23 protein-coding genes are annotated in these 23,641 nt (G+C 74.0%); 4 read left to right on the top strand and 19 right to left on the bottom strand.

Translation table 11 applies throughout. The features are described 5' to 3' along the window. Positions 1 to 22: 22 nt before the first annotated feature. From ACF073_RS24495 to ACF073_RS24440, 12 genes are all read right to left on the bottom strand, one after another. Complete coding sequence (locus ACF073_RS24495; protein WP_392073341.1) at positions 23 to 307, bottom strand: DUF6191 domain-containing protein; 285 nt, start codon at positions 305 to 307, stop codon at positions 23 to 25. A 37-nt stretch (positions 308 to 344) separates the two neighbouring features. Continuing rightward, positions 345 to 3,383 carry an AAA family ATPase gene (locus tag ACF073_RS24490; protein ID WP_392073340.1) on the bottom strand — a complete coding sequence of 1,013 codons (3,039 nt, stop codon included), beginning with the start codon at positions 3,381 to 3,383 and terminating at the stop codon, positions 345 to 347. A gap of 197 nt (positions 3,384 to 3,580) precedes the next feature. Further along, positions 3,581 to 3,772, bottom strand: coding sequence for a hypothetical protein (locus tag ACF073_RS24485; protein ID WP_392073338.1), 192 nt, complete (start codon positions 3,770 to 3,772; stop codon positions 3,581 to 3,583). Positions 3,773 to 3,966: 194 nt separating this feature from the next. After that, positions 3,967 to 4,593, bottom strand: a complete 627-nt coding sequence (locus tag ACF073_RS24480) for a hypothetical protein (protein ID WP_392073336.1) — start codon at positions 4,591 to 4,593, stop codon at positions 3,967 to 3,969. A gap of 35 nt (positions 4,594 to 4,628) precedes the next feature. Continuing rightward, on the bottom strand, positions 4,629 to 5,204 hold the full coding sequence (locus tag ACF073_RS24475) for a GNAT family N-acetyltransferase (RefSeq protein WP_392073334.1): 576 nt from the start codon (positions 5,202 to 5,204) through the stop codon (positions 4,629 to 4,631). Positions 5,205 to 5,296: 92 nt separating this feature from the next. Continuing rightward, positions 5,297 to 5,656, bottom strand: coding sequence for a hypothetical protein (locus ACF073_RS24470; RefSeq protein WP_392073332.1), 360 nt, complete (start codon positions 5,654 to 5,656; stop codon positions 5,297 to 5,299). Positions 5,657 to 5,777: 121 nt separating this feature from the next. Next, entirely contained in the window at positions 5,778 to 7,292 is a 1,515-nt protein-coding gene (gatB, locus tag ACF073_RS24465) for an Asp-tRNA(Asn)/Glu-tRNA(Gln) amidotransferase subunit GatB (protein ID WP_392073330.1), read from the bottom strand. Between the two features lie 16 nt (positions 7,293 to 7,308). Beyond that, on the bottom strand, positions 7,309 to 7,551 hold the full coding sequence (locus ACF073_RS24460) for a hypothetical protein (RefSeq protein ID WP_392073328.1): 243 nt from the start codon (positions 7,549 to 7,551) through the stop codon (positions 7,309 to 7,311). After that, positions 7,548 to 9,047, bottom strand: coding sequence for an Asp-tRNA(Asn)/Glu-tRNA(Gln) amidotransferase subunit GatA (gatA, locus tag ACF073_RS24455; protein WP_392073325.1), 1,500 nt, complete (start codon positions 9,045 to 9,047; stop codon positions 7,548 to 7,550). Before gatA ends, ACF073_RS24460 begins: the two co-directional genes overlap by 4 nt. 5 nt (positions 9,048 to 9,052) lie before the next feature. Then, the gene (gene gatC / locus ACF073_RS24450) at positions 9,053 to 9,349 is read right to left on the bottom strand and encodes an Asp-tRNA(Asn)/Glu-tRNA(Gln) amidotransferase subunit GatC (protein WP_004925108.1); all 297 of its coding nucleotides are present in this window, start codon (positions 9,347 to 9,349) and stop codon (positions 9,053 to 9,055) included. Positions 9,350 to 9,442: 93 nt separating this feature from the next. Next, positions 9,443 to 9,937 carry a cupin domain-containing protein gene (locus ACF073_RS24445; protein WP_392073322.1) on the bottom strand — a complete coding sequence of 165 codons (495 nt, stop codon included), beginning with the start codon at positions 9,935 to 9,937 and terminating at the stop codon, positions 9,443 to 9,445. An 81-nt stretch (positions 9,938 to 10,018) separates the two neighbouring features. Continuing rightward, the gene (locus tag ACF073_RS24440) at positions 10,019 to 10,390 is read right to left on the bottom strand and encodes a DUF4267 domain-containing protein (protein WP_392073320.1); all 372 of its coding nucleotides are present in this window, start codon (positions 10,388 to 10,390) and stop codon (positions 10,019 to 10,021) included. Between the two features lie 86 nt (positions 10,391 to 10,476). Here ACF073_RS24440 and ACF073_RS24435 point away from each other — a divergent pair, with 86 nt between their 5' ends. After that, a complete protein-coding gene (locus ACF073_RS24435) occupies positions 10,477 to 11,055 on the top strand; it encodes a TetR/AcrR family transcriptional regulator (RefSeq protein ID WP_392073318.1) in 579 nt (192 codons plus the stop codon). A 681-nt stretch (positions 11,056 to 11,736) separates the two neighbouring features. Here ACF073_RS24435 and ACF073_RS24430 read toward each other — a convergent pair. The 5 genes from ACF073_RS24430 to ACF073_RS24410 form a co-directional block, all read right to left on the bottom strand. Next, entirely contained in the window at positions 11,737 to 13,965 is a 2,229-nt protein-coding gene (locus tag ACF073_RS24430) for a putative bifunctional diguanylate cyclase/phosphodiesterase (protein ID WP_392073316.1), read from the bottom strand. A 258-nt stretch (positions 13,966 to 14,223) separates the two neighbouring features. Next, positions 14,224 to 16,422: an NAD-dependent DNA ligase LigA gene (ligA, locus tag ACF073_RS24425; RefSeq protein ID WP_392073314.1), complete on the bottom strand. Its 2,199-nt coding sequence runs from the start codon at positions 16,420 to 16,422 to the stop codon at positions 14,224 to 14,226. Positions 16,423 to 16,437: 15 nt separating this feature from the next. Beyond that, the gene (locus ACF073_RS24420; RefSeq protein WP_392073312.1) at positions 16,438 to 17,445 is read right to left on the bottom strand and encodes a methionine synthase; all 1,008 of its coding nucleotides are present in this window, start codon (positions 17,443 to 17,445) and stop codon (positions 16,438 to 16,440) included. Between the two features lie 304 nt (positions 17,446 to 17,749). Next, positions 17,750 to 18,448 (bottom strand): SDR family oxidoreductase, encoded by a 699-nt coding sequence (locus ACF073_RS24415; protein ID WP_392073310.1) that lies wholly within the window; start codon positions 18,446 to 18,448, stop codon positions 17,750 to 17,752. 7 nt (positions 18,449 to 18,455) lie between these two features. Continuing rightward, complete coding sequence (locus ACF073_RS24410; RefSeq protein WP_392073307.1) at positions 18,456 to 18,995, bottom strand: TIGR00730 family Rossman fold protein; 540 nt, start codon at positions 18,993 to 18,995, stop codon at positions 18,456 to 18,458. A gap of 64 nt (positions 18,996 to 19,059) precedes the next feature. Here ACF073_RS24410 and ACF073_RS24405 point away from each other — a divergent pair, with 64 nt between their 5' ends. Continuing rightward, positions 19,060 to 19,383 carry a DUF427 domain-containing protein gene (locus ACF073_RS24405; RefSeq protein WP_392073305.1) on the top strand — a complete coding sequence of 108 codons (324 nt, stop codon included), beginning with the start codon at positions 19,060 to 19,062 and terminating at the stop codon, positions 19,381 to 19,383. Between the two features lie 70 nt (positions 19,384 to 19,453). Continuing rightward, the gene (locus ACF073_RS24400; protein WP_392073303.1) at positions 19,454 to 20,236 is read left to right on the top strand and encodes an alpha/beta fold hydrolase; all 783 of its coding nucleotides are present in this window, start codon (positions 19,454 to 19,456) and stop codon (positions 20,234 to 20,236) included. A gap of 262 nt (positions 20,237 to 20,498) precedes the next feature. Here the strand turns inward: ACF073_RS24400 and mnmA are convergent, their stop codons facing one another. After that, positions 20,499 to 21,629, bottom strand: coding sequence for a tRNA 2-thiouridine(34) synthase MnmA (gene mnmA / locus ACF073_RS24395; protein WP_392073301.1), 1,131 nt, complete (start codon positions 21,627 to 21,629; stop codon positions 20,499 to 20,501). 60 nt (positions 21,630 to 21,689) lie between these two features. On the opposite strand from mnmA, the gene ACF073_RS24390 reads away from it, so the two are divergent. Continuing rightward, positions 21,690 to 22,376 (top strand): N-acetylmuramoyl-L-alanine amidase, encoded by a 687-nt coding sequence (locus ACF073_RS24390; RefSeq protein ID WP_392073299.1) that lies wholly within the window; start codon positions 21,690 to 21,692, stop codon positions 22,374 to 22,376. On the opposite strand, the gene ACF073_RS24385 is transcribed toward ACF073_RS24390, so the two are convergent. Next, on the bottom strand, positions 22,373 to 23,542 hold the full coding sequence (locus ACF073_RS24385; RefSeq protein ID WP_392073297.1) for a cysteine desulfurase family protein: 1,170 nt from the start codon (positions 23,540 to 23,542) through the stop codon (positions 22,373 to 22,375). The two genes, ACF073_RS24390 and ACF073_RS24385, sit on opposite strands and share 4 nt — an antisense overlap. Positions 23,543 to 23,641 lie beyond the last annotated feature (99 nt).

The raw sequence follows: 23,641 nt of genomic DNA, 5'->3' as shown, positions 1-23,641 counted from the left end.
AGCCCCCGGCACCGCGCTCCCCTCACCTCCGGTCCGGCGCCGCCCCGTCCGCGCTCGCCCCGCCCGGGGCCCGCTCGTCCGGAGCCTCCTCGTCCGGAGCCCGCCCGGCGGGCGGGGTGTCGGCGGGCCGGTCCGCGTCGGCCGTTTCTCCGGGCAGGCGTATCACCGCCTTGCCGGAGGCGAGGTCTATGGGACCGCGCCCCGGGTCGTTGTCCCCGACGTCCTCACGGGTGAGTTCGAGCCGGTTCTGCTCGTCCCGGGTGTGCTTGCGGCCGGGCGAGAACAGGTCCTCGAAGGCGTTGAACACGGCTCCCCCTCACTGCCGGTTTTCTTCAGCGTATGTCTCAGGCCGGCGTTTCGGCAGCGAGCGTCCCGGCGTCGAACAGACCCAGCCGGTGCGCCACCGCCGCCGCCTCGCCCCGGCCCGAGACACCCAGCTTGCCCAGGATGTGGGAGACGTGGACACTCGCGGTCTTCGGTGAGATGAACAGCTCCTCGGCTATCTGGCGGTTGGTACGGCCGGCCGCGACCAGGCCGAGGACGTCCCGCTCCCGGCTGGTGAGGCCGAGCGCCTCGGCGGGATCGGCCGGGCCCTGCCGCCCGGCACGGGTCAGGGTGAGGCGGGCCCGCTGGGCCAGCCTGGCGACCTCGTCCGCGAGGGGCCGGGCGTCCAGATGGGCGGCGACCGCAGCGGCCAGCCGGAGCAGCTCCACCGCGCGGTCGCGCTGGTCGTCGCCGCCCTCGGCCAGCAGCGCCCCGGCGAGGCGGTGGCGGACCCGGGCGAGGTCGTAGGGACGGTCCAGGCACTCGAAGGCGGTGACGACCGGGGACCAGGTGTCGGCGGTGTCCCGGCCCTCCGCGCGGAGCAGCTCGGCCCGGGTCCACCGGCCGTACGCCTGCCAGAGCGGGGCGCCCGTGGCCAGGGTCCGTACGGCCGCCGAGACACGGTCGAGGATCTCGGCGCGGCCGGCCCTCGCGGCGGGCCCCGGGCGGGCGTCGGCCTCGGCGCTCGCGGCGGCCAGCAGCAGCGGCCAGGCGTAGCGGTGGGTGCCGGGCGGGAATCCGCAGTCCAGGGCCGGGAGCAGGGCCGCGCGGGCGTCGGCGATGCTGTCCTGTGCCGCCGCGATGCCCACGGCGATCCGGGCCAGGGGCAGGGACCGCTGGGGTATCGGGTCATGCGTGCCGTACAGGGCGCGGGCGGCGGCGAGCTGCCTGCCGGCCTCGGCGAGGTCGCCACGGGCCAGGGCGAGGTGGGCCAGGCGCAGGGCGCCGGCGCCCCGGGGCTTGGCGCTGTGGCCGACCCGGGTCGCGTGTGCCGCGGCCTCGGCGGCCTCCTCCCACTGGCCCAGCGAGTAGAGCGCGTCGGACAGGTTGCCCCAGGCCCAGGCCCCGGAGTCCAGCAGTCCGTACCGGCGGCAGAAGTCGATGCCCTCGCGCAGCAGGGGGACGGCCTCCCGGTCCCGGCCGATGCTCTGCAGCGCGGACGGCAGGTTCACATAGGCGCGGCCCGCGACCGGGTGCGCGCCCTCCGCCAGGGTGTCCCGCAGGACCTGCCGCAGCTGGGCGAGACCGGCCTCCGGGGCGCCGGACTCCACCGTCAGGCCGCCGAGGGTGAGCAGGGCGTGCAGTTCGGTCTCGCGGGCGCCCACCATGCGCGCGTACTCCACGGCCCGCTCGGCGGCGGCGAAGGCCTCGGGGCCCGGCCGGTGCTGCATGGACCAGCTGGCGGCGGTCGCCAGCACCTCGGCGTGCACCTCGGAGGGCGGCAGGCCGCGCACCAGGTCCTGGGCGGTGGCCAGCTCCTGCCGGCCGTCGCCGCGGGCCATGGCCTGCACCAGCCGGGAGCGCTGCACCCAGAACCAGGCGGCGCGCAGCGGGTCCTGGTCCTCCTCCAGCAGGCGCAGGGCCCGCTTGGTGATCTTCAGGGCGCGTTCGCGTTCGCCGCCGAAGCGGCCCGCCACCGCCGCCTCGGCCATCAGGTCGAGGTAGCGCAGCGGGGTGCTGGCCGGGTCGCAGCCGCACGGCGGGTAGACCTCGGCGTAGTCGACCGGGCGCAGGGCGCCGCGCACCTCCTCCGGGGCGCTGTCCCACAGCTCCATCGCCCGCTCCAGCAGCCCGAGTTGCTCGGTGTAGGCGTGCCGTCTGCGGGCGGCGACGGCGGCGGCGAGGACGGCGGGCAGCGCCTTCGCCGCGTCGTGCGCGTGGTACCAGTAGCTGGCCAGGCGCGTGACCCGGGCGTCGGCGGGGACGAGGGCCGGGTCGGCCTCCAGGGCCTCGGCGTAGCGGCGGTTGAGCCGGGAGCGTTCGCCGGGCAGCAGGTCGTCGGCGACGGCCTCGCGGACCAGGGAGTGGCGGAAGCGGTAGCCGTCGCCGGTGCGGGTGACGGTGAGGATGTTGGCGCCGACGGCGGCCCGCAGCGCCTCGATGAGGTCGTCCTCGGTGAGCCGGGTCACGGCGGCGAGCAGGGGGTACTCCACCGTGGAGCCGCCCTCGGCGGCGATCCGGGCGACCCGCTGGGCGCTCTCGGGCAGTGCCTCGACCCGGACCAGGAGCAGGTCGCGCAGGGAGTCGGTGAGGCCGGCGCAGGAGCCCGCGCGGACGGCGGCGGCGAGTTCCTCGATGAAGAAGGCGTTGCCGTCGGAGCGTGCGTAGATCTCGTCCACCTGGGCGGGGTCGGGTTCGGCGGCGAGGATGCCGGCGATCTGGCGGCCGGCCTCCTCGCGGGTGAAGCGGGCCAGCTCGATGCGGCGGACGGTGCGCAGCCGGTCCAGCTCGGCGAGCAGGGGGCGCAGCGGGTGCCGGCGGTGGATGTCGTCGGAGCGGTAGCTGGCCAGGACGAGGAGGCGGCCGGCGCGCAGGGTGCGGAAGAGATAGGCGAGCAGATGGCGGGTGGAGGCGTCGGCCCAGTGCAGGTCCTCCAGGACGAGGACCACGGTGTGGTCGGCGGCGACCCGCTCCAGCAGCCGGGCGGTGAGTTCGAACAGGCGGGCCATGCCCTGCTCGTCGTGGCGGCCCGCCGCGGCCTCACCGAGGTCGGGCAGCAGCCGGGCCAGTTCCTCCTCCTGGCCGGCCGCCGCGGCGGCGAACTCCTCGGGCAGGGCGTCGCGCAGGGCGCGCAGCGCGGTGGAGAACGGGGCGAAGGGCAGCCCGTCGGCGCCGATCTCCACGCAGCCGCCGACGGCGACGACGGCGGCGCGGCCAGCCGCGGCGGCGCCGAACTCCTCCACGAGACGGGTCTTGCCGACGCCTGCCTCGCCGCCGAGCAGCAGCGCCTGCGGCTCGGCCGCCGCGGCGCGGGCGAGCGCGTCGTTCAGCGTGGCCAACTCGTCGGCGCGGCCTACGAACACGGGACTGACGGACCTGGTCTCCACGGGCCCGAGCATCGCACGGGGCCCGGACGGTCCGGCAGCGGTTTTCCACAGGCCCTGTGTGAGGGTCGTACCCGTACCCGGTGTGGCCGGCGGGACCGCCGGGAGTGCCGTACCCGACGACGGGAGGGCCGTACGGCTCCGCGGTGGAGTCGTACGGCCCTCCGGGCGGGAGCGGCCGACCCCCGTCCGGCCGCTCCCCGCCCCCGTGTTCACGCGGTGCGCGGCAGCCGCTGCCTGCGGGGGCGGTCGGTATGCGACTCGGCCTCCGAGGCGCCGTCGCCGGCGGCCCTCGCGCGGCGGGCGGCTCGGCGGTACCGGACGGCTTCCCGGGCCAGGCGCTCCCGCTGGGCCGCGTGGCGCAGTTCGGCGGACCGGAGCCGGTGGATCTCGAGCTCGTACATGGCGTTCCTTCGGGAGAGTCGGTGTCGTGCGTCGCTTTCCGCGATGCCTCTACCTTCGTCTCCCAGGGGGGTGTGCCACATCGGGAGAGTTCCGCATCTTCGGACGGCCGGCGGGCCCCGTGCGCGCGTAAGGGGCCTCAGGGCGTCCGTAAGGTGCTCACGGATTCCCTAAGGCCCCTGGGACCTGCGGGTTCTCAGCCGGCCGAGGGCAGTCCGAGCAGGGCGTCGGAGTACTTCAGGACGGCCAGGAGCAGTCCGATGACGCCGAGGGAGACGCCCGCCCACGCGACCGACCTGATCCAGGCGGCCTGCGGGCGGCCGGGGGCGCCGAACGCGGGCCTGGCCAGGACGACCACGCCGGTGATCAGCGCGGTCAGCGCGAACAGGCCGGCCCACAGCGCGGTGGTGTGCCAGGCGTCGCCGTAGACCTCCTTGAGCTGCTGGGAGACGCCCGCGGAGGAGGACGTCCGGAGCTGGCCGACGAGCTGCTCGCGGGCGGAGGCGACGGTGCCGATCCAGCCACCGCTGAGCGAGACCAGGCCGAGCGCGGCGGAGACGACGGCGCCGGCGCCCTGGCCGACCCCGGAGGGCGCCCTGCCCGCCGCGGCTTCCGCCGCGTCATCCTCCCCGGCCTCCCCGGCCTCCTCGCCGTGCTCCGCCGAGCGGGCTTCCTCCACCGCCCCCGGCCGCGCGTGTGCCGCGTCCGCACCGGTCCTCTCGGCGGCGGTCTCCTCGGGTGTCCGGTTCTCCTCGCCGGTGCCGGCCGCCGCCAGCTCTTCGTCCTTGCGCGCCGCGGCGCCTTCCGCTGTCTTCGTTGCCATGCCCGGCACCGTACGGACGCTGTCTGAGAGGTCTCTTAATGATCGTCCGGCGCGGTACGCGCGCGTGCCGCGCGCCACTCGGGCGCGAGCACCGACCAGATCTCGGTGCTGGCCCGCACCCCCCGGTACAGGTAGTTCTCGCGGAGCACTCCCTCGCGGGTCATGCCGAGCCGCCGGGCCACGTTGATGCTCGGCTCGTTGGCCGAGGACGCGTACCACTCCACCCGGTGCATGCCGCGCTCGTCGAAGGCCCAGTCCAGCAGCACCCGCATCCCGCGGGTGACGAGGCCGTGCCCGGCCGCCGCCGGCTCCAGCCAGCAGCCGGCCTCGCAGGTCCCGCCCGCGGTGTCCCAGACCCGGAACAGCAGCCCGCCGACGAGCTTCCCGTCCAGCCAGAGCCCGTGCACGCTCCCGGCGTCGGCACCGCGCTTGTCGGCGTACGACTTCAGCCAGGCATGGGCACCGCCGAGGTCGGACACCGCGTCCGGCAGGCCGATGTGCCGGCCGATGAACTCCCGTCCCCGGTCTATGTTGGCGAGGAGTTCGCCGGCGTGCCAGACCTCCAGAGGCCGCAGTTCGGCGCCGTCGTCACCGAGCGATGTCGCGTACATCGTGCCGCTCTTCCTTCCGTAGTCGGTCGATCGCGTCGGGCCGAGCCTCTCATGCGCGACGCCCCGCCCGAATGGCCGGATACCGCCGTCCGTCAGTCGAACTGGTCCCCGAGGGCCATGATCATCGTCCCGGCGATCAGCAGCCACAGGGCCCTGCGGGTGCGGCCCCGGAAGCCGAGCAGCGCCGCGAGGGCACAGACGGCGGCTCCGAGGGCGTAGGCGGCGGGGACCCGGGCGGGGGCGGAGCCGGTGAGCCGCATCAGGGCGGCGGCGAGCCCCGCGAGACAGAGGAGCGCGCCGGTGCCGGCCGCGATCCAGCGGGCCTGCCGGGCGTCCCCGGCGTACTCCTCGTCGTCCTCGTCGCCCACGAGGCCCTCGCCGTCCCCGGTGATCACGGGTGCGCTGTCCTCGGCTATCGCGGGCTCGGTGTCGGAATCGGTGCGTCCACTCATGGCGCGCGAGCGTACCCTCCCCGGTCGCGGGGCCCCGGTGCGGGGCGGCGCCCGCGTCCCCCGGACATGCGTACGGCCCCGGAGGCGGGTGCCTCCGGGGCCGTACGGCGCCGTGCGGGCCTCAGCCCTCGCTGACGCCGAGCTTCTCCAGGATCAGCTCCTTGACCCGGGCCGCGTCGGCCTGGCCGCGGGTGGCCTTCATGACCGCGCCGACCAGGGCGCCGGCCGCGGCCACCTTGCCGCTGCGGATCTTGTCCGCGATGCCCGGGTTGCCGGCGATGGCCTCGTCGACCGCCGTACCGAGCGCCGAGTCGTCGGAGACGACCTTCAGACCGCGCTTGTCGACGACCTCGTCCGGGGTGCCCTCGCCCGCGAGGACGCCCTCGATGACCTGACGGGCCAGCTTGTCGTTCAGGTCGCCGGAGTTCACCAGCTCGGTGACCCGCGCGACCTGCTGCGGCGTGATCGCCAGCCCGTCGAGGGACGTGCCCGACTCGTTGGCGCTGCGGGCCAGTTCGCCCATCCACCACTTGCGGGCGGAGGCCGCGTCGGCACCGGCGTCGATGGTGGCGACGATCAGGTCCAGCGCGCCGGCGTTCAGGATCGCCTGCATGTCGGTGGCCGAGATGCCCCACTCCGCGAGCAGCCGGGTGCGGCGGGCCAGCGGCATCTCCGGCAGCGCGGCGCGGATCTCCTCGACCCACGCGCGCGAGGGCGCCACCGGGACGAGGTCGGGCTCCGGGAAGTACCGGTAGTCCTCGGCCTCCTCCTTCACCCGGCCCGAGGTCGTGGAACCGGTGTCCTCGTGGAAGTGGCGGGTCTCCTGGACGATCGTGCCGCCGGACGAGAGCACGGCCGCGTGGCGCATGATCTCGAAGCGCGCCGCACGCTCCACGGAGCGCAGCGAGTTGACGTTCTTCGTCTCCGAGCGCGTGCCGAACTTCTCCCGGCCGTGCGGGCGCAGCGACAGGTTCACGTCGCAGCGCATCTGGCCCATCTCCATGCGGGCCTCGGACACGCCGAGGGCACGGATCAGCTCGCGCAGCTCACGGACGTACGCCTTCGCCACCTCGGGGGCACGCTCCCCGGCGCCGACGATCGGCTTGGTGACGATCTCGATCAGCGGGATGCCCGCGCGGTTGTAGTCCAGCAGCGAGTGGGACGCGCCGTGGATACGGCCGGTCGCGCCACCCACGTGGGTGGACTTGCCGGTGTCCTCCTCCATGTGGGCGCGCTCGATCTCCACACGGAAGCTCTCGCCGTCCTCCAGCTGTACGTCGAGGTAGCCGTCGAAGGCGATCGGCTCGTCGTACTGGGAGGTCTGGAAGTTCTTCGGCATGTCCGGATAGAAGTAGTTCTTCCGGGCGAAGCGGCACCACTCGGCGATCTCGCAGTTCAGCGCGAGACCGATCTTGATCGCGGACTCGACGCCGGTCGCGTTGACGACCGGGAGCGCGCCGGGCAGGCCGAGGCAGGTCGGGCAGGTCTGCGAGTTGGGGTCGGCGCCCAGCTCGGTGGAGCACCCGCAGAACATCTTGGTGTTGGTGCCGAGTTCGACATGGACTTCGAGGCCCATGACAGGGTCGTACGACGCCAGCGCGTCCTCGTACGACACCAGGTCGGTCGTGGTGGTCACGGTGAAAAGTTCCCTCTCAGCCCAGCAGGACGTCGTCGTCGCCCAGCCGCTTCAGCTCGCGGTAGAGGATCGCGAGGCCGGTCACGATCGCCACGGCGGACACGGTGGCGTCGATCAGCCGCAGCGTGTCGTGGTCGGCGCGGGCCTTCTTGATCTGCTTGGCGACGTTGATCGCGCCGAACGCGGTCGTGCCCATGGACAGGTAGGTGCCGGACTTCGACTTCTTGAAGCCCTTGGCCTTCGACAGTGCGTTGCTCACAGCGACGGAGCCTCCTCAAGCAGCGGGTGTCCCCACTTTTCCACGAAGGCGGCCTCCACGGCGGCGCCGACCTTGTAAAGACGGTCGTCCTTGAGCGCCGGAGCGATGATCTGCAGGCCCACCGGGAGGTTGTCCTCCGGGGCGAGACCGCAGGGCAGCGACATGGCCGCGTTGCCCGCCAGGTTGGTCGGAATGGTGCACAGGTCCGCGAGGTACATCGCCATCGGGTCGTCGGCGCGCTCGCCGATCGCGAAGGCGGTGGTCGGGGTCGTCGGGGAGACGATCACGTCGACCTGCTCGAACGCCTTCTCGAAGTCCCGCGTGATGAGCGTGCGGACCTTCTGCGCCGAGCCGTAGTACGCGTCGTAGTAGCCGCTCGACAGGGCGTACGTGCCGAGCATGATGCGGCGCTTCACCTCGGGGCCGAAGCCGGCCTCGCGGGTCAGGGAGGTGACCTCCTCGGCCGAGTGCGTGCCGTCGTCGCCGGTCCGCCGGCCGTAGCGCAGGCCGTCGAAGCGGGCGAGGTTGGAGGAGCACTCGGACGGCGCGATCAGGTAGTACGCCGACAGGGCGAGGTCGAAGGACGGGCAGTCCAGCTCGACGATCTCGGCGCCCAGCTCCTTCAGCAGCTCGACCGACTCGTCGAAGCGCTGGATGACGCCGGCCTGGTAGCCCTCGCCGCGGAACTGCTTGACCACGCCGACGCGCATGCCGGCGACGCTGCCGTTGCGGGCCGCCTCGACGACCGGCGGGACCGGGGCGTCGATGGAGGTCGAGTCGAGCGGGTCGTGCCCGGCGATGACCTCGTGCAGCAGGGCCGCGTCCAGGACCGTACGGGCACAGGGGCCGCCCTGGTCCAGGGAGGAGGAGAACGCCACCATGCCGAAGCGGGAGACCGCGCCGTAGGTGGGCTTCACGCCGACCGTGCCGGTGACGGACGCCGGCTGGCGGATGGAGCCGCCGGTGTCGGTGCCGATGGCGAGCGGGGCCTCGTAGGCGGCGAGCGCGGCGGAGGAACCGCCGCCGGAGCCGCCGGGGATCTTGGTGAGGTCCCAGGGGTTGCCGGTCGGGCCGTAGGCGCTGTTCTCGGTGGAGGACCCCATGGCGAACTCGTCCATGTTGGTCTTGCCGAGGATGACGACGTCGGCGGCCTTCAGCCGCTTGGTGAGCGTCGCGTCGTACGGCGGGATCCAGCCTTCCAGGATCTTCGAACCGACGGTCGTCGGGACGCCCTCGGTGGTGAAGATGTCCTTGAGCGCGAGCGGGACGCCGGCCAGCGGACCGAGCTTCTCGCCCCTGGCGCGCTTGGCGTCCACGGCGCGGGCCTGGGCGAGGGCGCCCTCGCGGTCGACGTGGAGGAAGGCGTGCACCTTCTCGTCGACCGCTTCGATCCGGGCCAGGTGGGCCTCGGTGACCTCGACCGCGGTGAGCTCGCCGGAGGCGATCCTCTCGGCGATCTGTGCGGCCGTGAGCTTGATGATGTTGCTGTCCGTCATGGTGGTCACTCCTCCCCCAGGATCTGCGGCACCTTGAAACGCTGCTGCTCCTGGGCGGGGGCGCCGGAGAGCGCCTGCTCGGGGGTGAGCGAGGGACGGACCTCGTCCGGCCGCATGACGTTCGTCAGCGGGAGCGGGTGCGAGGTCGGCGGTACGTCTTGGTCGGCGACCTCGCTGACGCGGGCGACCGCGCCGATGATGTCGTCGAGCTGTCCCGCGAAGTGGTCGAGTTCTTCGGGCTTCAGCTCCAGACGCGCCAGCCGGGCGAGGTGGGCGACCTCCTCGCGCGTGATGCCAGGCATGCAGCGATCCTCTGGGGTGAGTGTGTGTGGTTGGGGACCAATCCTATGGGGCGGGCCGCGGTGCACGTGAAACGGTTTGCCGGGGCCCCCTCCTCAGGAGCGTCGCGCGTCCCATGCCGCGCTCTTCAGGAAGTGGTTGTCGTACAGGTCCTGGACCTCCAGCAGGCTCTCCGGGGTGACCTCGCCGAGGGCGACGCGCCGCAGATGGCGGAAGTACTCGAAGCGCTCGACGCCCGGCGTGATGACGATGAGCAGGTCGGCGTCCGCGCCGGGTACGGCGGCGAAGGCGTGCGGCCTGCCGGGCGGGACGACGACCAGGTCGCCGGGGCCCGCGGTGACGACGTCCTCGCCGGAGAGGATCTCGGCGGCGCCGCCGAGCAGGAAGAACATCTCGGCCGAGTTGTCGTGCCGGTGCGGCCTGGCGCCGTCGGCGCCCGCCGTGAGGGTGACGCGCTGGGTGGACAGGGCGCCGCCGGTCCGGCTGCTGTCGGCCAGCAGGCGCACGGCGACGGGGGCGCCGCCGACGACCTCGGCCTCGGCCTCGCGGACGATCACGGACTCGTCGAACTCCGGAACGAACAGCGACATCTCGAAACCCCCTGGTGACGGCTGGTGCCGTGGCCGGATTCGGACTCGGACTCGGACTCGGACACGGACACGGACACGGACTCAGACGAGGAAGAGCAGCACGGCACTGATCAGCACCACGACCGCGGTGGCGAAGTGGATCCCGAAGGCGACCGCCTTCGTACCGCCGTTGCGCAGGACTATCACCGTGTCCCCCAGGGGTACGAGTGCCACGCAGACCATGAACCACGCCTCGGCCCGGGCTCCGGCGAAGGCGAGCAGGGCGAGGCCGAGCAGCCCGAAGGTGCCGTCCCTGAGCCCCTTGACGGACAGATAGGCGCGGGCGTCGCCCCGCGGGTCGGCCGGGACTCCGTAGCCGGCCGCCGCGGGGCCGGGCCGGAACCAGAACCGGTACCCGAGGAATACGCAGAACAGGTCGAGCAGGACGGCCAGGGTGTACGCGGTGACGGTCACGTCTCTCTCCTTGCTAGCAGCGCTAGGAACATGAGCGAAGCTAGCAGAGCGTCGACAGATTGGCTAGCGCTGCTAGACTCATGGTCATGTCGATCCAGACGCGCCGGGAGCGCGAACGAGCGGAACGCGAGCGGCTGATCGTCACGGCCGCGCGGGAGCTGGCCGAGGCCGAGGGCTGGGACGCGGTGACCACCCGTCGGCTGGCCGCCGAGATCGAGTACAGCCAGCCCGTCCTCTACAGCCACTTCAAGGGCAAGGACGCGATCATGGCCGCGGTCGCGGTGCAGGGCTGCGCCGATCTGGCGGTCGAGCTGCGGCAGGCGCGCACGGCGGCGCACGGCACGCGGGAGGCGCTGACGGCGGTGGCGGAGGCGTACACGTCCTTCGCGCGGCGCCGGCCCGCCCTGTACGACGCGATGTTCACGCATCTGGTGGACCTGCCGTTCGCCACCGAGGAGGCGCCGGCCCCCCTGTGGGAGGCGTTCGGCGAGCTGTTCAGCGCGGTGGAGCCGATCGCGGCGGAGGGCGACGACCCCGGCCTGCTGACCGAGACGTTCTGGGCGGCCCTGCACGGCCTGGCGACGCTGACCCGCAGCGGACGGCTCCCGGAACACGCACACGAGCGCAGACTCGACCTGCTGGTCGGCCACTTCGCGAGGACCTGATCCGCCCGACGGCACGACCGTGCCGTACGGCGGGGGCACCGACGGTCCGGCCCGGGGAAGCGGGGGGCGAGCCTGCCGGAGAGCTGTGCGGCGGGCCCGCCCGAGGTCCGCTCGGCGGCCGGGACACGCGCCCGGGCGCGGGCGCGGATGCGGGTGCGGGCTCGGGTGCGGGTGCGGGCTCCGGTGCGGGCTCGGGTGCGGGCTCGGGTGCGGGTGCGGGCTCGGGTGCGGGTGCGGGTGCGGGCTCGGGTGCGGGCTCCGGTGCGGGTGCGGGCTCCGGTGCGGGCGCGGGCTCCGGTGCGGGCTCCGGTGCGGGTGCGGGCTCCGGTGCGGGCTCGGGTGCGGGCGCGGGCTCCGGTGCGGGTGCGGGCTCCGGTGCGGGTGCGGGCTCCGGTGCGGGTGCGGGTGCGGGCTCGGGTGCGGGTGCGGGCGCGGGCTCCGGTGCGGGCGCGGGCTCCGTTGCGGGCGCGGGCTCCGTTGCGGGCGCGGGCTCGGGCTCGGGCGCGGGCTCGGGTGCGGGCTCGGGCTCCGTTGCGGGCGCGGGCTCGGGCTCGGGCGCGGGCTCGGGTGCGGGCTCGGGCTCGGCCTGCCGGTCGGGCGTTTCGCGACGAGCGCGGACGGCCGTCGCGGCCCTGCCCCGCGGGGAGACGGCGGCAGGCGGGTACGTAGGTGTGCCGGGGCCTACTCGGCGGCCGGCAGGGCCGCGCGCGGGCGCTGCCAGCCGCGGGAGCCCCGCGCCAGCAGCCACGCGGTGGTCTCCTCCGGCGGCATCGCGGCGGCCACCAGCCAGCCCTGGACCGCGTCACAGCCCAGGTCGCGCAGCCGCTCCCAGGTCTCGTCGTCCTCCACGCCCTCGGCCACGACGAGGAGGCCCAGCGAATGCGCCAGGTCGACCGTGCAGCGCACGATCTCCGCGTCCTCGGTGTCGACGGCGAGCCTGGCCACGAAGGAGCGGTCGATCTTCAGCTCGCTGACCGGCAGCCGCCGCAGATGCACCAGGGAGGAGTACCCGGTGCCGAAGTCGTCCAGGGACATCTTGACGCCGTGCCCGGTGAGCCCGGCGAGGGTGTCGGCGGCCCGCTGCGGGTCCTCCAGCAGGACGTGTTCCGTTATCTCCAGCTGGAGCGCCCCGGCCGGGACCCCGTGCCGGGCCAGCCGGGCGGCGACGGAGCCCGCGAAGCCGGGGGTGTGCACATCGCGCGGCGAGACGTTGACGGCGACCGGCACCCGCAGGCCCTGCGCACGCCACCGGGCGACCTGGGCGAGCGCGGTGTCCAGCACGTACTCGGTGAGGTGGGGCATCAGCCCGGAGGACTCCGCTATCGCTATGAACTCGTCCGGCGGAACCTTCCCGCGCTCGGGATGCACCCAGCGGACCAGCGCCTCCAGGCCCGCGACCTGTCCGTCGAAGCGGACCTTGGGCTGGTAGTGGAGCTGCACCTCGTGCGCGTCCAGCGCCCGGCGCAGGTCGCCCAGCAGGCCGAGGCGGTCCGGGGTGTTGGAGTCCCGCTTGGACTCGTAGACCTCGACGCCCGTACGGTCCCGCTTCGCCTGGTACATCGCGACGTCGGCACGGCGCAGCAGCCCTTCGGCGTCGAGCGCGTGATCGGGGAAGACGGCGACGCCGGCACTTGCCTCCAGGACGAGCGTGAGCCCGTCCAGGTCGAGCGGGGAACTGAGGGCGGCGACGAGGCCGCGGGCGACGCGCGTTGCCGACGTGGTGGAGTCGGCGACGGGAAGTAAGACGGCGAACTCGTCACCGCCGAGCCGGGCGGCCTCGGCCCCGCGGGGCAGGGCGAGCCGGAGCCGGTCGGCTATCTGGAGCAGCAGCCGGTCGCCGGCCAGATGACCGAGCGTGTCGTTCACCGACCGGAAGCGGTCGAGGTCGATCAGCATGAGCGCGGAGCGGGCACCGATGCGCTCGGCGTCGTCCAGGGCGGTCCAGATCCGCTCCAGCAGCCACTGCCGGTTGGGCAGCCCGGTCAGCGGGTCGCGCAGCTGCTCCTCGGCGCGGGCGCGGGCCATCCACAGCGTGGAGTCCAGGGCGACGAGCGGGATGGCGAACAGCGGGAGCAGGATCGGCTGGGCGTCGGCGACGACGCACACCAGGGGCGCGATGCCGAGCAGCGCGATGGCGACCAGTCCCTGTCTGACCAGGGCGGTACGGGCGACGGTGGGCACCCCGCCGCCGCGCGGGGCGTGCAGGTACCACAACAGGCCGCGGCTGACGGCGAGGTAGGCGACGGCGACCAGGACGATCTCGGGGGCCGTGGCGATGCTCCAGGTCACCGGCCGCCAGGGCACCTCCACGCTCGGGACCCGGCCGAACGCGCCGAGCAGCAGCGCGCCGGCGGCGATGCCGAGGATGTCCACCGCGCCGTGCAGCACGCCCTGCCGCCAGCGGTGCCGGCGGGCGATGCCGACCAGGACGACCACGGTGAGGCTGACCAGGCCCGCGGGCACCCAGCCGTACAGCAGCAGGACGGCGAGGGTGAGGGCGGCGCCCGATCCGGTGCCGCCCGACCAGCGGGCGCGGCCCAGCATGACCAGGTGGCCGACGATGACGCCGGTGAGCAGGGCCAGCGCCCAGCCGACCGTGCCCCCGGGGAAGAGGGCGTGGTGGCCGGTGTAGGCGCGGTAGAAGCCGGCGCCCAGGACGAAGCCGGCGGCGGTGACGACGGCCGCGGGCAGGGCCGGCCAGGACGGGTGCCGTTCGGCGTCGGCGCCGGGCAGGCCCGGGGCGGGGGCGAGGGCGAGCGGGGCGTGGGCCTCGGCGGCGATGCCCGCTCCGGCCGGGCGCATCCGGACGCCCGTACGCCCGTCGGGCCGCCCGCTCCACCGGATCCCCCGCCACGCGCCCGCGCGGCGGCGCAGGCGTGAGTCCGGGGCGACGCTCTCGGTCGGTTCCATTCCGTCCCTCTCACAGCCGGCGGTGCCCACGCCACGCGGCCCGATGCCCGACAACCATCAGCGGCTCCGCGTCGAAGAAACCCTCCCCGCGGCCCTGGAGAGCACGGGGATGCGCCAGCCGCAGCTGGGCACGGCAGGCGCACACCTCAACAGTAGGCCGCAGAAGGCTTCCACGGGCAGCGGTCTCCGACGGTTGCCCGAATGCGCCCGGGCCACCCGTATGCAACTGATATGCGCCGATCGGGTGGCCTTCAACCGCTACTCCTCGGTCGGAAGCGCGACTTCGGCCGCCGCCTCGGGGCCCTGCTCCAAAAGGACGTTGAAACCGTCCTCGTTCAGCACGGGAACCTTCAGCTGCATCGCCTTGTCGTACTTCGATCCCGGGTTGTCACCCACAACGACGAACGCGGTCTTCTTCGAGACGGAACCGGTCACCTTCGCGCCCTGGCGCTGGAGCGCCTCCTTGGCGCCGTCCCGGGTGAAGTTCTCCAGCGTGCCCGTGACGACGACCGTGAGGCCCTCCAGCGGGCGCGGTCCCTCGTCCTCGCCGGAGGACTCGTCCTCCAGCGGGACTCCGGCCGCCTTCCACTTGCGGACGATCTCGCGGTGCCAGTCCTCGGCGAACCACTCCTTGAGCGCGGCGGCGATGATCGGGCCGACGCCGTCGGTGGCCGCCAGCTCCTCCTCGGTCGCCTGCTCGATGCGCTCGACGGAGCGGAACTCGCGCGCGAGGGCCTGCGCGGCCACCGGGCCCACATGCCGGATCGACAGCCCGTTCAGGAAGCGGGCGAGCGGACGGGACTTGGCCGCCTCGATGTTCTCCAGCAGTGCGAGGGTGTTCTTCTTCGGCTCGCCCTTCTGGTTGGCGAAGACCGTGACGACCTTCTCCTCGCCGGTCTTGGGGTCGTGCTTGGGCAGGCCGCTGTCGGGGTCGAGGACATAGGCCTTGATGGGCAGCAGCTTCTCCACCGTGAGGTCGAACAGGTCGCCCTCGTCCACCAGCGGCGGGTCGGCCGGCTCCAGCGGGCGGGTGAGCGCGGCGGCGGCCACCGCGCCGAAGTGCTCGATGTCCAGGCACTCCCGGCCGGCCAGGTACGAGACGCGCTCGCGCAACTGGGCCGGGCAGGTCCGGGCGTTCGGGCAGCGGAGGTCGATGTCGCCCTCCTTCATGGGCCGCAGCCCCGTCCCGCACTCGGGGCACTCGCCCGGCATCACGAACTCCCGCTCGGTGCCGTCCCGCAGGTCGACCACCGGGCCGAGGATCTCCGGGATGACGTCACCGGCCTTGCGGATGACGACGGTGTCGCCGATGAGCACGCCCTTGGCCTTGACGACCTCCTGGTTGTGCAGGGTGGCGAACTCCACCTCGCTGCCCGCGACCGTGACCGGCTCGACCTGGGCGTACGGCGTCACGCGGCCGGTGCGGCCCACGCCCACCTTGATGTCGATGAGCTTGGTGTTGACCTCTTCCGGCGCGTACTTGTAGGCGATCGCCCAGCGGGGCGCGCGTGCGGTGGAGCCGAGGCGGCCCTGGAGCCGGATCTCGTCCAGCTTGATGACGGCGCCGTCGATCTCGTGCTCCACGGAGTGCCGGTTCTCGCCGTCGTAGTGGGCGATGAACCGCCGTACGCCGTCGAGGTCGTCGACCACGCGGTTGTGCGGGGAGGTGGGCAGGCCCCAGGTCTTCAGCAGGTCGTAGGCCTGGGAGAGGCGGGTCATGCCCGTGTAGCCCTCCAGGGCGCCGATGCCGTGGACGACCATGTGCAGCGGGCGGGTGGCGGTGACCCGCGGGTCCTTCTGGCGCAGTGAACCGGCGGCGGCGTTGCGGGGGTTGGCGAAGGGCTTGTCGCCGGCCGCGACCAGCCGTTCGTTCAGTTCGAGGAACTTCTCCATCGGGAAGTAGACCTCGCCGCGGATCTCCACGAGGTCCGGGACCTCGTCGCCGTGCAGGCGGTCCGGGATCTCCGCGATCGTGCGGACGTTCGGTGTGATGTCCTCGCCGGTGCGGCCGTCGCCGCGGGTGGCCGCGCGCGTGAGGCGGCCGTGCTCGTAGGTGAGGTTGACCGCTAGGCCGTCCACCTTCAGCTCGCACAGGAAGTGGTACTCCTGCTCGCCCAGCTCGCGCGCGATGCGGTCGGCCCAGGCGGCCAGTTCCTCGTCGTTGAAGGTGTTGTCGAGCGACAGCATCCGCTGGCGGTGCTCGACCGCCGTGAACTCCGTCGCGTAGGACCCCGCGACCTTCTGGGTGGGCGAGTCCGGCGTCCGCAGCTCCGGATACTGCGCCTCCAGCGCCTCCAGGGACTTCAGCAGCTTGTCGAACTCCGCGTCGCTGATGACGGGAGCGTCCTTCACGTAGTACCGGAAGCGGTGCTCCTCGACCTGCTCCGCCAGCTGGGCGTGCTGGTCACGGGCCTCGGCGGGCACCGCCGTCGTCTCCGCTTGCTTGTCGCCGGCCACCGTGGTGTCCTCCCGTTACTCTGGGTTGTCCGCGAGGGATCTCGCCGCCCGGACGCAGTGGGCGAGCGCCTGGCGTGCGTAGGCGGGGGAAGCACCCGCGAGACCGCACGCCGGGGTCACCGTGACCGCCTCCGCGAGCAACCCCGGAGGCAGCCCCAGCCTGCGCCACAGCGTCCTGACACCCCTGACGCTACCGGCAGGGTCTGACAACGGGCCGTCCGTGCCCGGGACGACACCGGTGAACAGCCGCGTACCGGCCTCGACGGCCTCGCCGATCGCCTCGTCGTCACGCTCGGTGAGAAGCGCGAAGTCGAAGGAGACGGCTGCCGCGCCGGCCCGCCGCAGCAGTGCGAACGGCACGTCAGGGGCGCAGGAGTGGACCGCCACGGGACCGCCCGCGTGCGCCCCGACGACGTCGCGCAGCGTCGCCTCCACGACTTGCCGGTCCACGGCGCGGTGGGTGCGGTAGCCGCTGGCGGTGCGGACATGGCCGCGCAGCACGGCGGTGAGGGAGGGCTCGTCGAGCTGGAGGACGAGCCGGGCGCCGGGGACGCGGCGGCGCACCTCGCCGAGGTGCAGCCGCAGCCCCTCGGCGAGCGAGGCGGCGAGGTCCCGGCAGGCGCCGGGGTCCGACAGGACGGCCTCGCCGTTCCTCAGCTCCAGCGCGGCGGCCAGCGTCCAGGGCCCGACGGCCTGCACCTTCAGGTCGCCCGTGTAGTCCTGGGTGAACTCCTCCAGGGCGTCCAGGTCCTCGGCCAGCCAGGACCGCGCCCGCTTGGTGTCCCGGCCCGGCCGGTCCCCGAGGCGCCACCCGCTGGGCTCCACGCGCGCGTACAGCTCGACCAGCATCCCCGCGGTGCGGCCGATCATGTCGGCGCCGGGGCCGCGCGCGGGCAGCTCCGGGAGGAAGGGGAAGTCCTCGAAGGACCCGGTCGCGGTCTTCGCCGCCTCGCGGGCGTCGCCACCGGGCAGGGACCCGATCCCGGTGGCTCCCGCAAACCTGAACTGGCTGTTTTCGCTCACTGAGGCAGAGTACGGAACACCGGCGGGTGCTCTCACAACCAGTCGGCGCCGTACCCGCGCACCAGGGCGCGCGGACCCTCCGGACCGGCCGCCGCGAGCGCGGGCAGCCGCGCCGGGCCTGCCGGGCCGGACAGTCCGCCCGCGCCGGGCCGGCCGGGCCGGACAGTCCGCCGGGGCCGGGCGGGAGGCGAGCGGGCCGTCCGCCTTCCCGCCGGCCAGGGTCAGCGCCGCATCGTCCGGGACCGGGCCGCGTCGCGCCAGGCCCGGTTGCCGTCGCCGCCCGCCGCGCGTCCGGCGGCCCGCGTCACCGCCCCGGCCGCACCGTCAGGTCGTTGACCTCCGCGTCCGCCGGCAGGTCGAGGGCCATCAGGATCGTCGTGGCGACCGACTCGGGGTCGATCCAGCGGGCGGCGTCATAGTCCTTGCCCTCCTGCCGGTGCACCTTGGCCTGCATGGGACTGGCCGTGCGGCCGGGGTAGACGGAGGTGACGCGGACGCCGTTGCCGTGCTCCTCGTGGCGCAGGGAGTCGGCGAGGGCCTTCAGGCCGTGCTTGGAGGCGGCGTACGCGGACCAGCCGGCGTGCGCGCTGAGCCCGGCGCCGGAGTTGACGAAGATCACATGGCCGCGGGCGGCCCGCAGCTGCGGCAGGAAGTGCCGGGTCAGCTCGGCGGGGGCGATCAGGTTGACGTTGAGCTGGTGGTGCCAGGACTTCGGGGTGAGGTCGCCGATGTCGCCGAGGTCGACGACGCCCGCGATGTGCAGCAGGGAGTCCACCCGGTCCGGGAGCGTCTGGTGGGAGAACGCCCAGGACAGCCTGTCCGGGTCCGCGAGGTCGCCGACCAGGGTGCGCGCGCCGGGGAACTCGGCCGCCAGCTCCTTCGCGCGGCCCGCGTCGCGCGCGTGCAGCACGAGTTCGTCCCCGCGCGCGTGCAGCCGGCGGGCCACGGCCGCGCCGATGCCGGAACCGGCCCCGGTGATCAGATGAGTAGCCATGCCCGCCATGCTCGCATCAGCGGCCGGCGGCCTGCTCCTCCAGGTAGGCCAGCGCACCGGCCGGATCGTCCGCGAAGAAGGCCAGCTCGGACAGCGGGCGGGGCAGGAAGCCCTCGGCCTCCATCCGGCGGAACTGCTCGCGCAGGCCGTCGTAGAAGCCGGCCGTGTTCAGCAGCACGACCGGCTTCTCGGTGCGGCCGTGCTTCTTCAGCTCCAGGATCTCGGTGGCCTCGTCCAGCGTGCCGGTGCCGCCCACCATGACCACCACGGCGTCGGCCTTCTCCAGCAGCAGCTTCTTGCGTTCGGCGAGGTCGGCCGCGATGATCATTTCGTCGGCGCCGGGCCGCGCCTTGTTGGCGAGGAACTCCACGGAGACGCCCAGCAGCCTGCCGCCCGCCTGCTGCACGCCGTCGGCGACCACCTTCATCAGCCCGACGTCGGAGCCGCCCCAGACCAGGGTGTGGCCGGCCTTGCCGAGCCGTTCCGCGAAGTCGCGCGCGGGGCGCGTGTAGCGCTCGTCGAGGTCGGCGGCGGACAGGAAGACGCAGATGTTCATGACCTCTACCGTACGGTCCCGCGCCCGGCGGGAAGAAGCACGGCCCGGCCGGCGCTGAACAGGCATGAGCCAAGGACACACGATCACGATCCGGAAGAGCGAGCGGCACGTGCGCGCGGTGCGCGGCGACCAGGTGCTCGCGGAGAGCGACCGCCCCCTGGAGCTGCACGAGACGGGCTCTCCGGTGCGGTACTACATCCCCGCCGAGGACGTCCGCCTCGATCTGCTCACGCCCTCAGGCACGCACACCGTCTGCCCCTTCAAGGGCACGGCGTCCTACTGGTCGCTGCCGGACGCGCCCGACCTCGTGTGGGCGTACCCGGACCCCAAGTCCGGGGTGGCGGAGATCAAGGACCACTACTGCTTCTACGACACCGAGGTCTCCTGACGCGCAGTCACCCCCGGCACCGCCGTGTCGTGACCGATGAGCGCCGTGCCGTGCGGCAGTCTGCACGGGCATGGACAAGAAGACGACTTCACGCGACGGCACCTCGCTCGCGTACGGAGTGACCGGCCAGGGCCCCACGGTGATCCTCGTGAGCGGCGCGATGTCCACCGGGGGCACCATGGCGCCCTTGGCGCAGCGCCTCGCGGACCGCTGCACGGCCGTCGTCTACGACCGCCGGGGGCGCGGCCGGAGCGGCGACACGGCGCCCTACGCGGTCGCCCGCGAGGTGGAGGACCTGGCCGCGGTGGCGGACGCGGTGGGCGGTGACGCGGCGCTCTTCGGGGTCTCCTCGGGCGGCGCGCTGGTCCTGCACGCGGCGGCGAGCGGGCTGCCGGTCCGCCGGGCGGCGGTGTACGAGGTGCCCTACGCCGACCATCTGGCCGGCGGTGCCGCGCGGGAGGCCGCCTACAAGGAGCAGCTGGACGACGCGCTCGCCGAGGGCAGGCACGGGGACGCGGTGGAGCTGTTCCTGCGCCTCGCGGGCCTGGGCGAGGAGATGATCGAGGGCGCCCGGCAGTCCCCGATGTGGGCCGGCATGGAGGCCGTCGCCCCCAGCCTCGCCCACGACGACACGGTCATGGGTGACGGCCTGCTCCCCCGGGACCTGGTCGCCGCGGTCCCCGTGCCCGTGCTCTCGGTCGCGGGCGGCGCGAGCCCGGAGTGGATGCGCACGGCGTCCCGCGAGATCGCCGAGACCGCACCCCGGGGCACCCACCGGGTGCTGCCGGACCAGACCCACATGGTGGAGCCCGAGGTGCTGGGGCCGGTGCTGGCGGAGTTCTTCACGGGATAGCCGCGGCTCGCTGCGGCGGCAGTCCCGGCCTCCTCGCGCCCCCGGCCCCGGCTCTTCACGACCCCGGCCGCCGTTACCGCGGGACGGCCGCCCCGGCCGGGATCGGAGCGGCGCGGCCGGGATCGGAGCGGCGCGGCCGGGGGCGAAGCGGCGCGGACCGTGTCGGAGTGCCGCGGACCGTATCGGAGTGCCGCGGACCGTGTCGGAGTGCCGCGGACCGGGCCAGGGGGCCGCGGACCGGGTCAGAGGGCCGCGGACCGAGTCAGAGGGCCGCGGCCGTCGCGCGGGTGGTCGACGCGATCGTCGCCGAGCCCACCACGCGCGTGCCGTCGTACAGCACGATCGCCTGGCCGGGCGCGACGCCGCGGACCGGCTCGGCGAACGTCACGCGCAGCTCGCCGTCGACCGCTTCCGCCGTCACCTCGGTCTCGCCGCCGTGGGCGCGCAGCTGGGCGGTGTAGGTGCCGGGGCCGGTGGGGGCGGCGCCGCACCAGCGGGGCTTGATCGCGGTGAGGGCGGTGACGTCCAGGGCGGCGGCGGGGCCGACGGTGACCGTGTTGGTGACCGGGGAGATGTCCAGGACGTAGCGCGGCTTGCCGTCGGCGGCCGGGGTACCGATGCGCAGGCCCTTGCGCTGGCCGATGGTGAAGCCGTACGCGCCCTCGTGGGTGCCCAGCCTGGCGCCGGACTCGTCCACGATGTCGCCCTCGGCCTTGCCGAGCCGCTGGGCGAGGAAGCCCTGGGTGTCGCCGTCGGCGATGAAGCAGATGTCGTGCGAGTCGGGCTTCTTGGCCACCGCGAGGCCCCGGCGCTCGGCCTCCGCGCGGATCTCCTCCTTGGTGGTGACCGTGTCGCCGAGCGGGAACATCGCGTGCGCGAGCTGCCGGTCGTCCAGCACGCCGAGGACGTACGACTGGTCCTTGGCCATGTCGGAGGCGCGGTGCAGCTCGCGCGAGCCGTCCTCGCCGACGATCACCTTGGCGTAGTGGCCGGTGCAGACGGCGTCGAAGCCGAGGGCCAGCGCCTTGTCCAGCAGCGCGGCGAACTTGATCTTCTCGTTGCAGCGCAGGCACGGGTTCGGGGTGCGGCCGGCCTCGTACTCCGCGACGAAGTCCTCGACGACGTCCTCGCGGAACCGGTCGGCGAGGTCCCAGACGTAGAACGGGATGCCGATGACATCGGCCGCGCGGCGGGCGTCGCGCGAGTCCTCGATGGTGCAACAGCCCCGCGCGCCGGTGCGGAACGACTGGGGGTTCGCGGAGAGCGCGAGATGGACTCCGGTGACGTCGTGGCCCGCTTGAGCGGCACGCGCGGCGGCGACGGCGGAGTCGACCCCGCCGGACATGGCGGCGAGGACGCGGAGGGGGCTGGTGCGCTGCGGGGTGTCAGTCATAGCCCTTCCAGGGTAAGGGGGCGTGGGAACCTGGTCCGCCGGATATCCGTTGACGATCACATGGGGGCGACAGTGGGGGCGGCGGACGGCGCGGCGGCGAAGGACGGGGACCGGCGGCCCGGGCGGCGTGCCCTGCTCATCGGCGGGGCCGTGGCCGCGGTGGGCACGGCCGCGCTGGCCCGCGAGACGCTGTCCCGGCTGTGGTGGCGGCTGCCGGGTGTGGACAGACCGCGGGTGGCGGGGGCGGTCGACTTCCGGGGCGCCCGCTGGGTGGCGGCCTCGCCCGCGAACTACCGGCGGGCGGACCGGCCGGACGACTACCGGGTGGACCGGATCGTCATCCATGTCACGCAGGGCGGCTACGACTCGGCGGTGAAGGTCTTCCAGGACCCGGCGCACGGCGCGGCGGCGCACTACATCGTGCGCGAGGACGGGCGGATCACCCAGCTGATCCGCGAGCTGGACGTGGCGTTCCACGCGGGCAACCGGGAGTACAACGAACGCAGTGTCGGCATCGAGCACGAGGGCTTCGTGGAGGACGCCGCGTCCTTCACGGACGCCATGTACGCGGCCTCGGCCCGGCTGACGGCCGCGATATGCCGGCGCTACGGCATACCCGCCGACCGGGAGCACATCATCGGGCACGTGCAGGTGCCGGGGACGGACCACACGGACCCGGGGCGGTTCTGGGACTGGGAGAAGTACCTGCGGCTGGTCCGCGCCGCGCGCCCGGGCGTGAGCGGCTAGGTCAGTCCGGCGGCCCGGGCCCGTTCCACCGCCGGTCCGATGGCCTTGGCCACGGCGTCCACGTCCGCCTCCGTGGAGGTGTGGCCGAGCGAGAAGCGCAGGGTGCCGCGGGCCAGGTCCGGGTCGGTGCCGGTGGCGAGGAGGACATGGCTGGGCTGGGCGACGCCGGCGGTGCAGGCGGAGCCGGTGGAGCACTCGATGCCCTGGGCGTCCAGCAGGAGCAGCAGCGAGTCGCCCTCGCAGCCGGGGAAGGTGAAGTGGGCGTTGGCCGGGAGCCGGCCCCCGGGCGCCGGGTCGCCGCCGAGGATCGCGTCCGGTACGGCGCCGCGCACGGCGTCCACGAGCTGGTCGCGCAGGGCGCCGATCTCCCGCGCGAACCACTCGCGCTGCTCGGCGGCGAGCCGCCCGGCGACGGCGAAGGAGGCCACGGCCGGCACGTCGAGCGTGCCGGAGCGGACATGCCGTTCCTGGCCGCCGCCGTGCAGGACGGGTACGGGGGTGTGCTCCCGGCCGAGGATTAGCGCGCCGATTCCGTACGGGCCGCCGATCTTGTGGCCCGACACCGTCATCGCGGCGAGGCCGGAGTCCTCGAAGCCGACCGGCACCTGGCCGAAGGCCTGGACCGCGTCGGCGTGCAGGGGGACACCGAACTCGGCCGCGGTGTCGGCGAGTTCGCGGACCGGCATGACCGTGCCGATCTCGTTGTTGGCCCACATCACGGTGGCCAGGGCGACGTCGTCGGGGTTGCGGGCGATGGCCTCGCGCAGCGCCTCGGGGTGGACGCGGCCGCAGGAGTCGACCGGGAGGTACTCGACGGTGGCGCCCTCCTGCTCGCCGAGCCAGTGCACCGCGTCCAGCACGGCGTGGTGCTCGACGGGGCTGGCCAGGACGCGGGTGCGGGCCGGGTCGGCGGCGCGGCGGGACCAGTACAGGCCCTTGACGGCCAGGTTGTCGGCCTCGGTGCCGCCCGAGGTGAAGACGACCTCGCTGGGGCGGGCGCCCAGGGCTTCGGCGAGGGTCTCGCGGGATTCCTCGACCGTGCGGCGGGCCCGGCGGCCGGAGGCGTGCAGGGAGGACGCGTTGCCGGTGATGCTCAGCTGGGTGGTCAGCGCCTCCGCCGCCTCCGGGAGCATCGGGGTCGTGGCGGCGTGGTCGAGGTAAGCCATGGTGAGGTGATTCTACGGCGCGGGGTCCCCGCGCTCGGTTCGGGCCGGGGGTAGGCGCGGGCGGGCTCCGGGTGCCCCGGTCCGGCCGCGTGCGGGCCC

It is taken from the genome of Streptomyces sp. NPDC015171 (genome assembly GCF_043079545.1).
Lineage (GTDB): Bacteria > Actinomycetota > Actinomycetes > Streptomycetales > Streptomycetaceae > Streptomyces.
Note: the sequence above shows the minus strand (reverse complement) of the source record. Positions and strands in the feature narration are given on the sequence as shown.

Excerpts from the sequence above, each read along its gene's own strand:
- ACF073_RS24490 (WP_392073340.1), bottom strand. The coding sequence starts at position 3,383 with ATGCTCGGGCCCGTGGAGACCAGGTCCGTCAGTCCCGTGTTCGTAGGC.
- ACF073_RS24405 (WP_392073305.1), top strand. The coding sequence starts at position 19,060 with ATGAGCCAAGGACACACGATCACGATCCGGAAGAGCGAGCGGCACGTG.
- gatA (WP_392073325.1), bottom strand. The coding sequence starts at position 9,047 with ATGACGGACAGCAACATCATCAAGCTCACGGCCGCACAGATCGCCGAG.
- ACF073_RS24410 (WP_392073307.1), bottom strand. The coding sequence starts at position 18,995 with ATGAACATCTGCGTCTTCCTGTCCGCCGCCGACCTCGACGAGCGCTAC.
- ACF073_RS24415 (WP_392073310.1), bottom strand. The coding sequence starts at position 18,448 with ATGGCGGGCATGGCTACTCATCTGATCACCGGGGCCGGTTCCGGCATC.
- ACF073_RS24435 (WP_392073318.1), top strand. The coding sequence starts at position 10,477 with ATGTCGATCCAGACGCGCCGGGAGCGCGAACGAGCGGAACGCGAGCGG.
- ACF073_RS24480 (WP_392073336.1), bottom strand. The coding sequence starts at position 4,593 with ATGGCAACGAAGACAGCGGAAGGCGCCGCGGCGCGCAAGGACGAAGAG.
- ACF073_RS24430 (WP_392073316.1), bottom strand. The coding sequence starts at position 13,965 with ATGGAACCGACCGAGAGCGTCGCCCCGGACTCACGCCTGCGCCGCCGC.
- ACF073_RS24485 (WP_392073338.1), bottom strand. The coding sequence starts at position 3,772 with ATGTACGAGCTCGAGATCCACCGGCTCCGGTCCGCCGAACTGCGCCAC.
- ACF073_RS24400 (WP_392073303.1), top strand. The coding sequence starts at position 19,454 with ATGGACAAGAAGACGACTTCACGCGACGGCACCTCGCTCGCGTACGGA.
- ACF073_RS24475 (WP_392073334.1), bottom strand. The coding sequence starts at position 5,204 with ATGTACGCGACATCGCTCGGTGACGACGGCGCCGAACTGCGGCCTCTG.
- ACF073_RS24390 (WP_392073299.1), top strand. The coding sequence starts at position 21,690 with ATGGGGGCGACAGTGGGGGCGGCGGACGGCGCGGCGGCGAAGGACGGG.
- ACF073_RS24385 (WP_392073297.1), bottom strand. The coding sequence starts at position 23,542 with ATGGCTTACCTCGACCACGCCGCCACGACCCCGATGCTCCCGGAGGCG.
- mnmA (WP_392073301.1), bottom strand. The coding sequence starts at position 21,629 with ATGACTGACACCCCGCAGCGCACCAGCCCCCTCCGCGTCCTCGCCGCC.
- gatC (WP_004925108.1), bottom strand. The coding sequence starts at position 9,349 with ATGCCTGGCATCACGCGCGAGGAGGTCGCCCACCTCGCCCGGCTGGCG.
- ACF073_RS24470 (WP_392073332.1), bottom strand. The coding sequence starts at position 5,656 with ATGAGTGGACGCACCGATTCCGACACCGAGCCCGCGATAGCCGAGGAC.
- ACF073_RS24445 (WP_392073322.1), bottom strand. The coding sequence starts at position 9,937 with ATGTCGCTGTTCGTTCCGGAGTTCGACGAGTCCGTGATCGTCCGCGAG.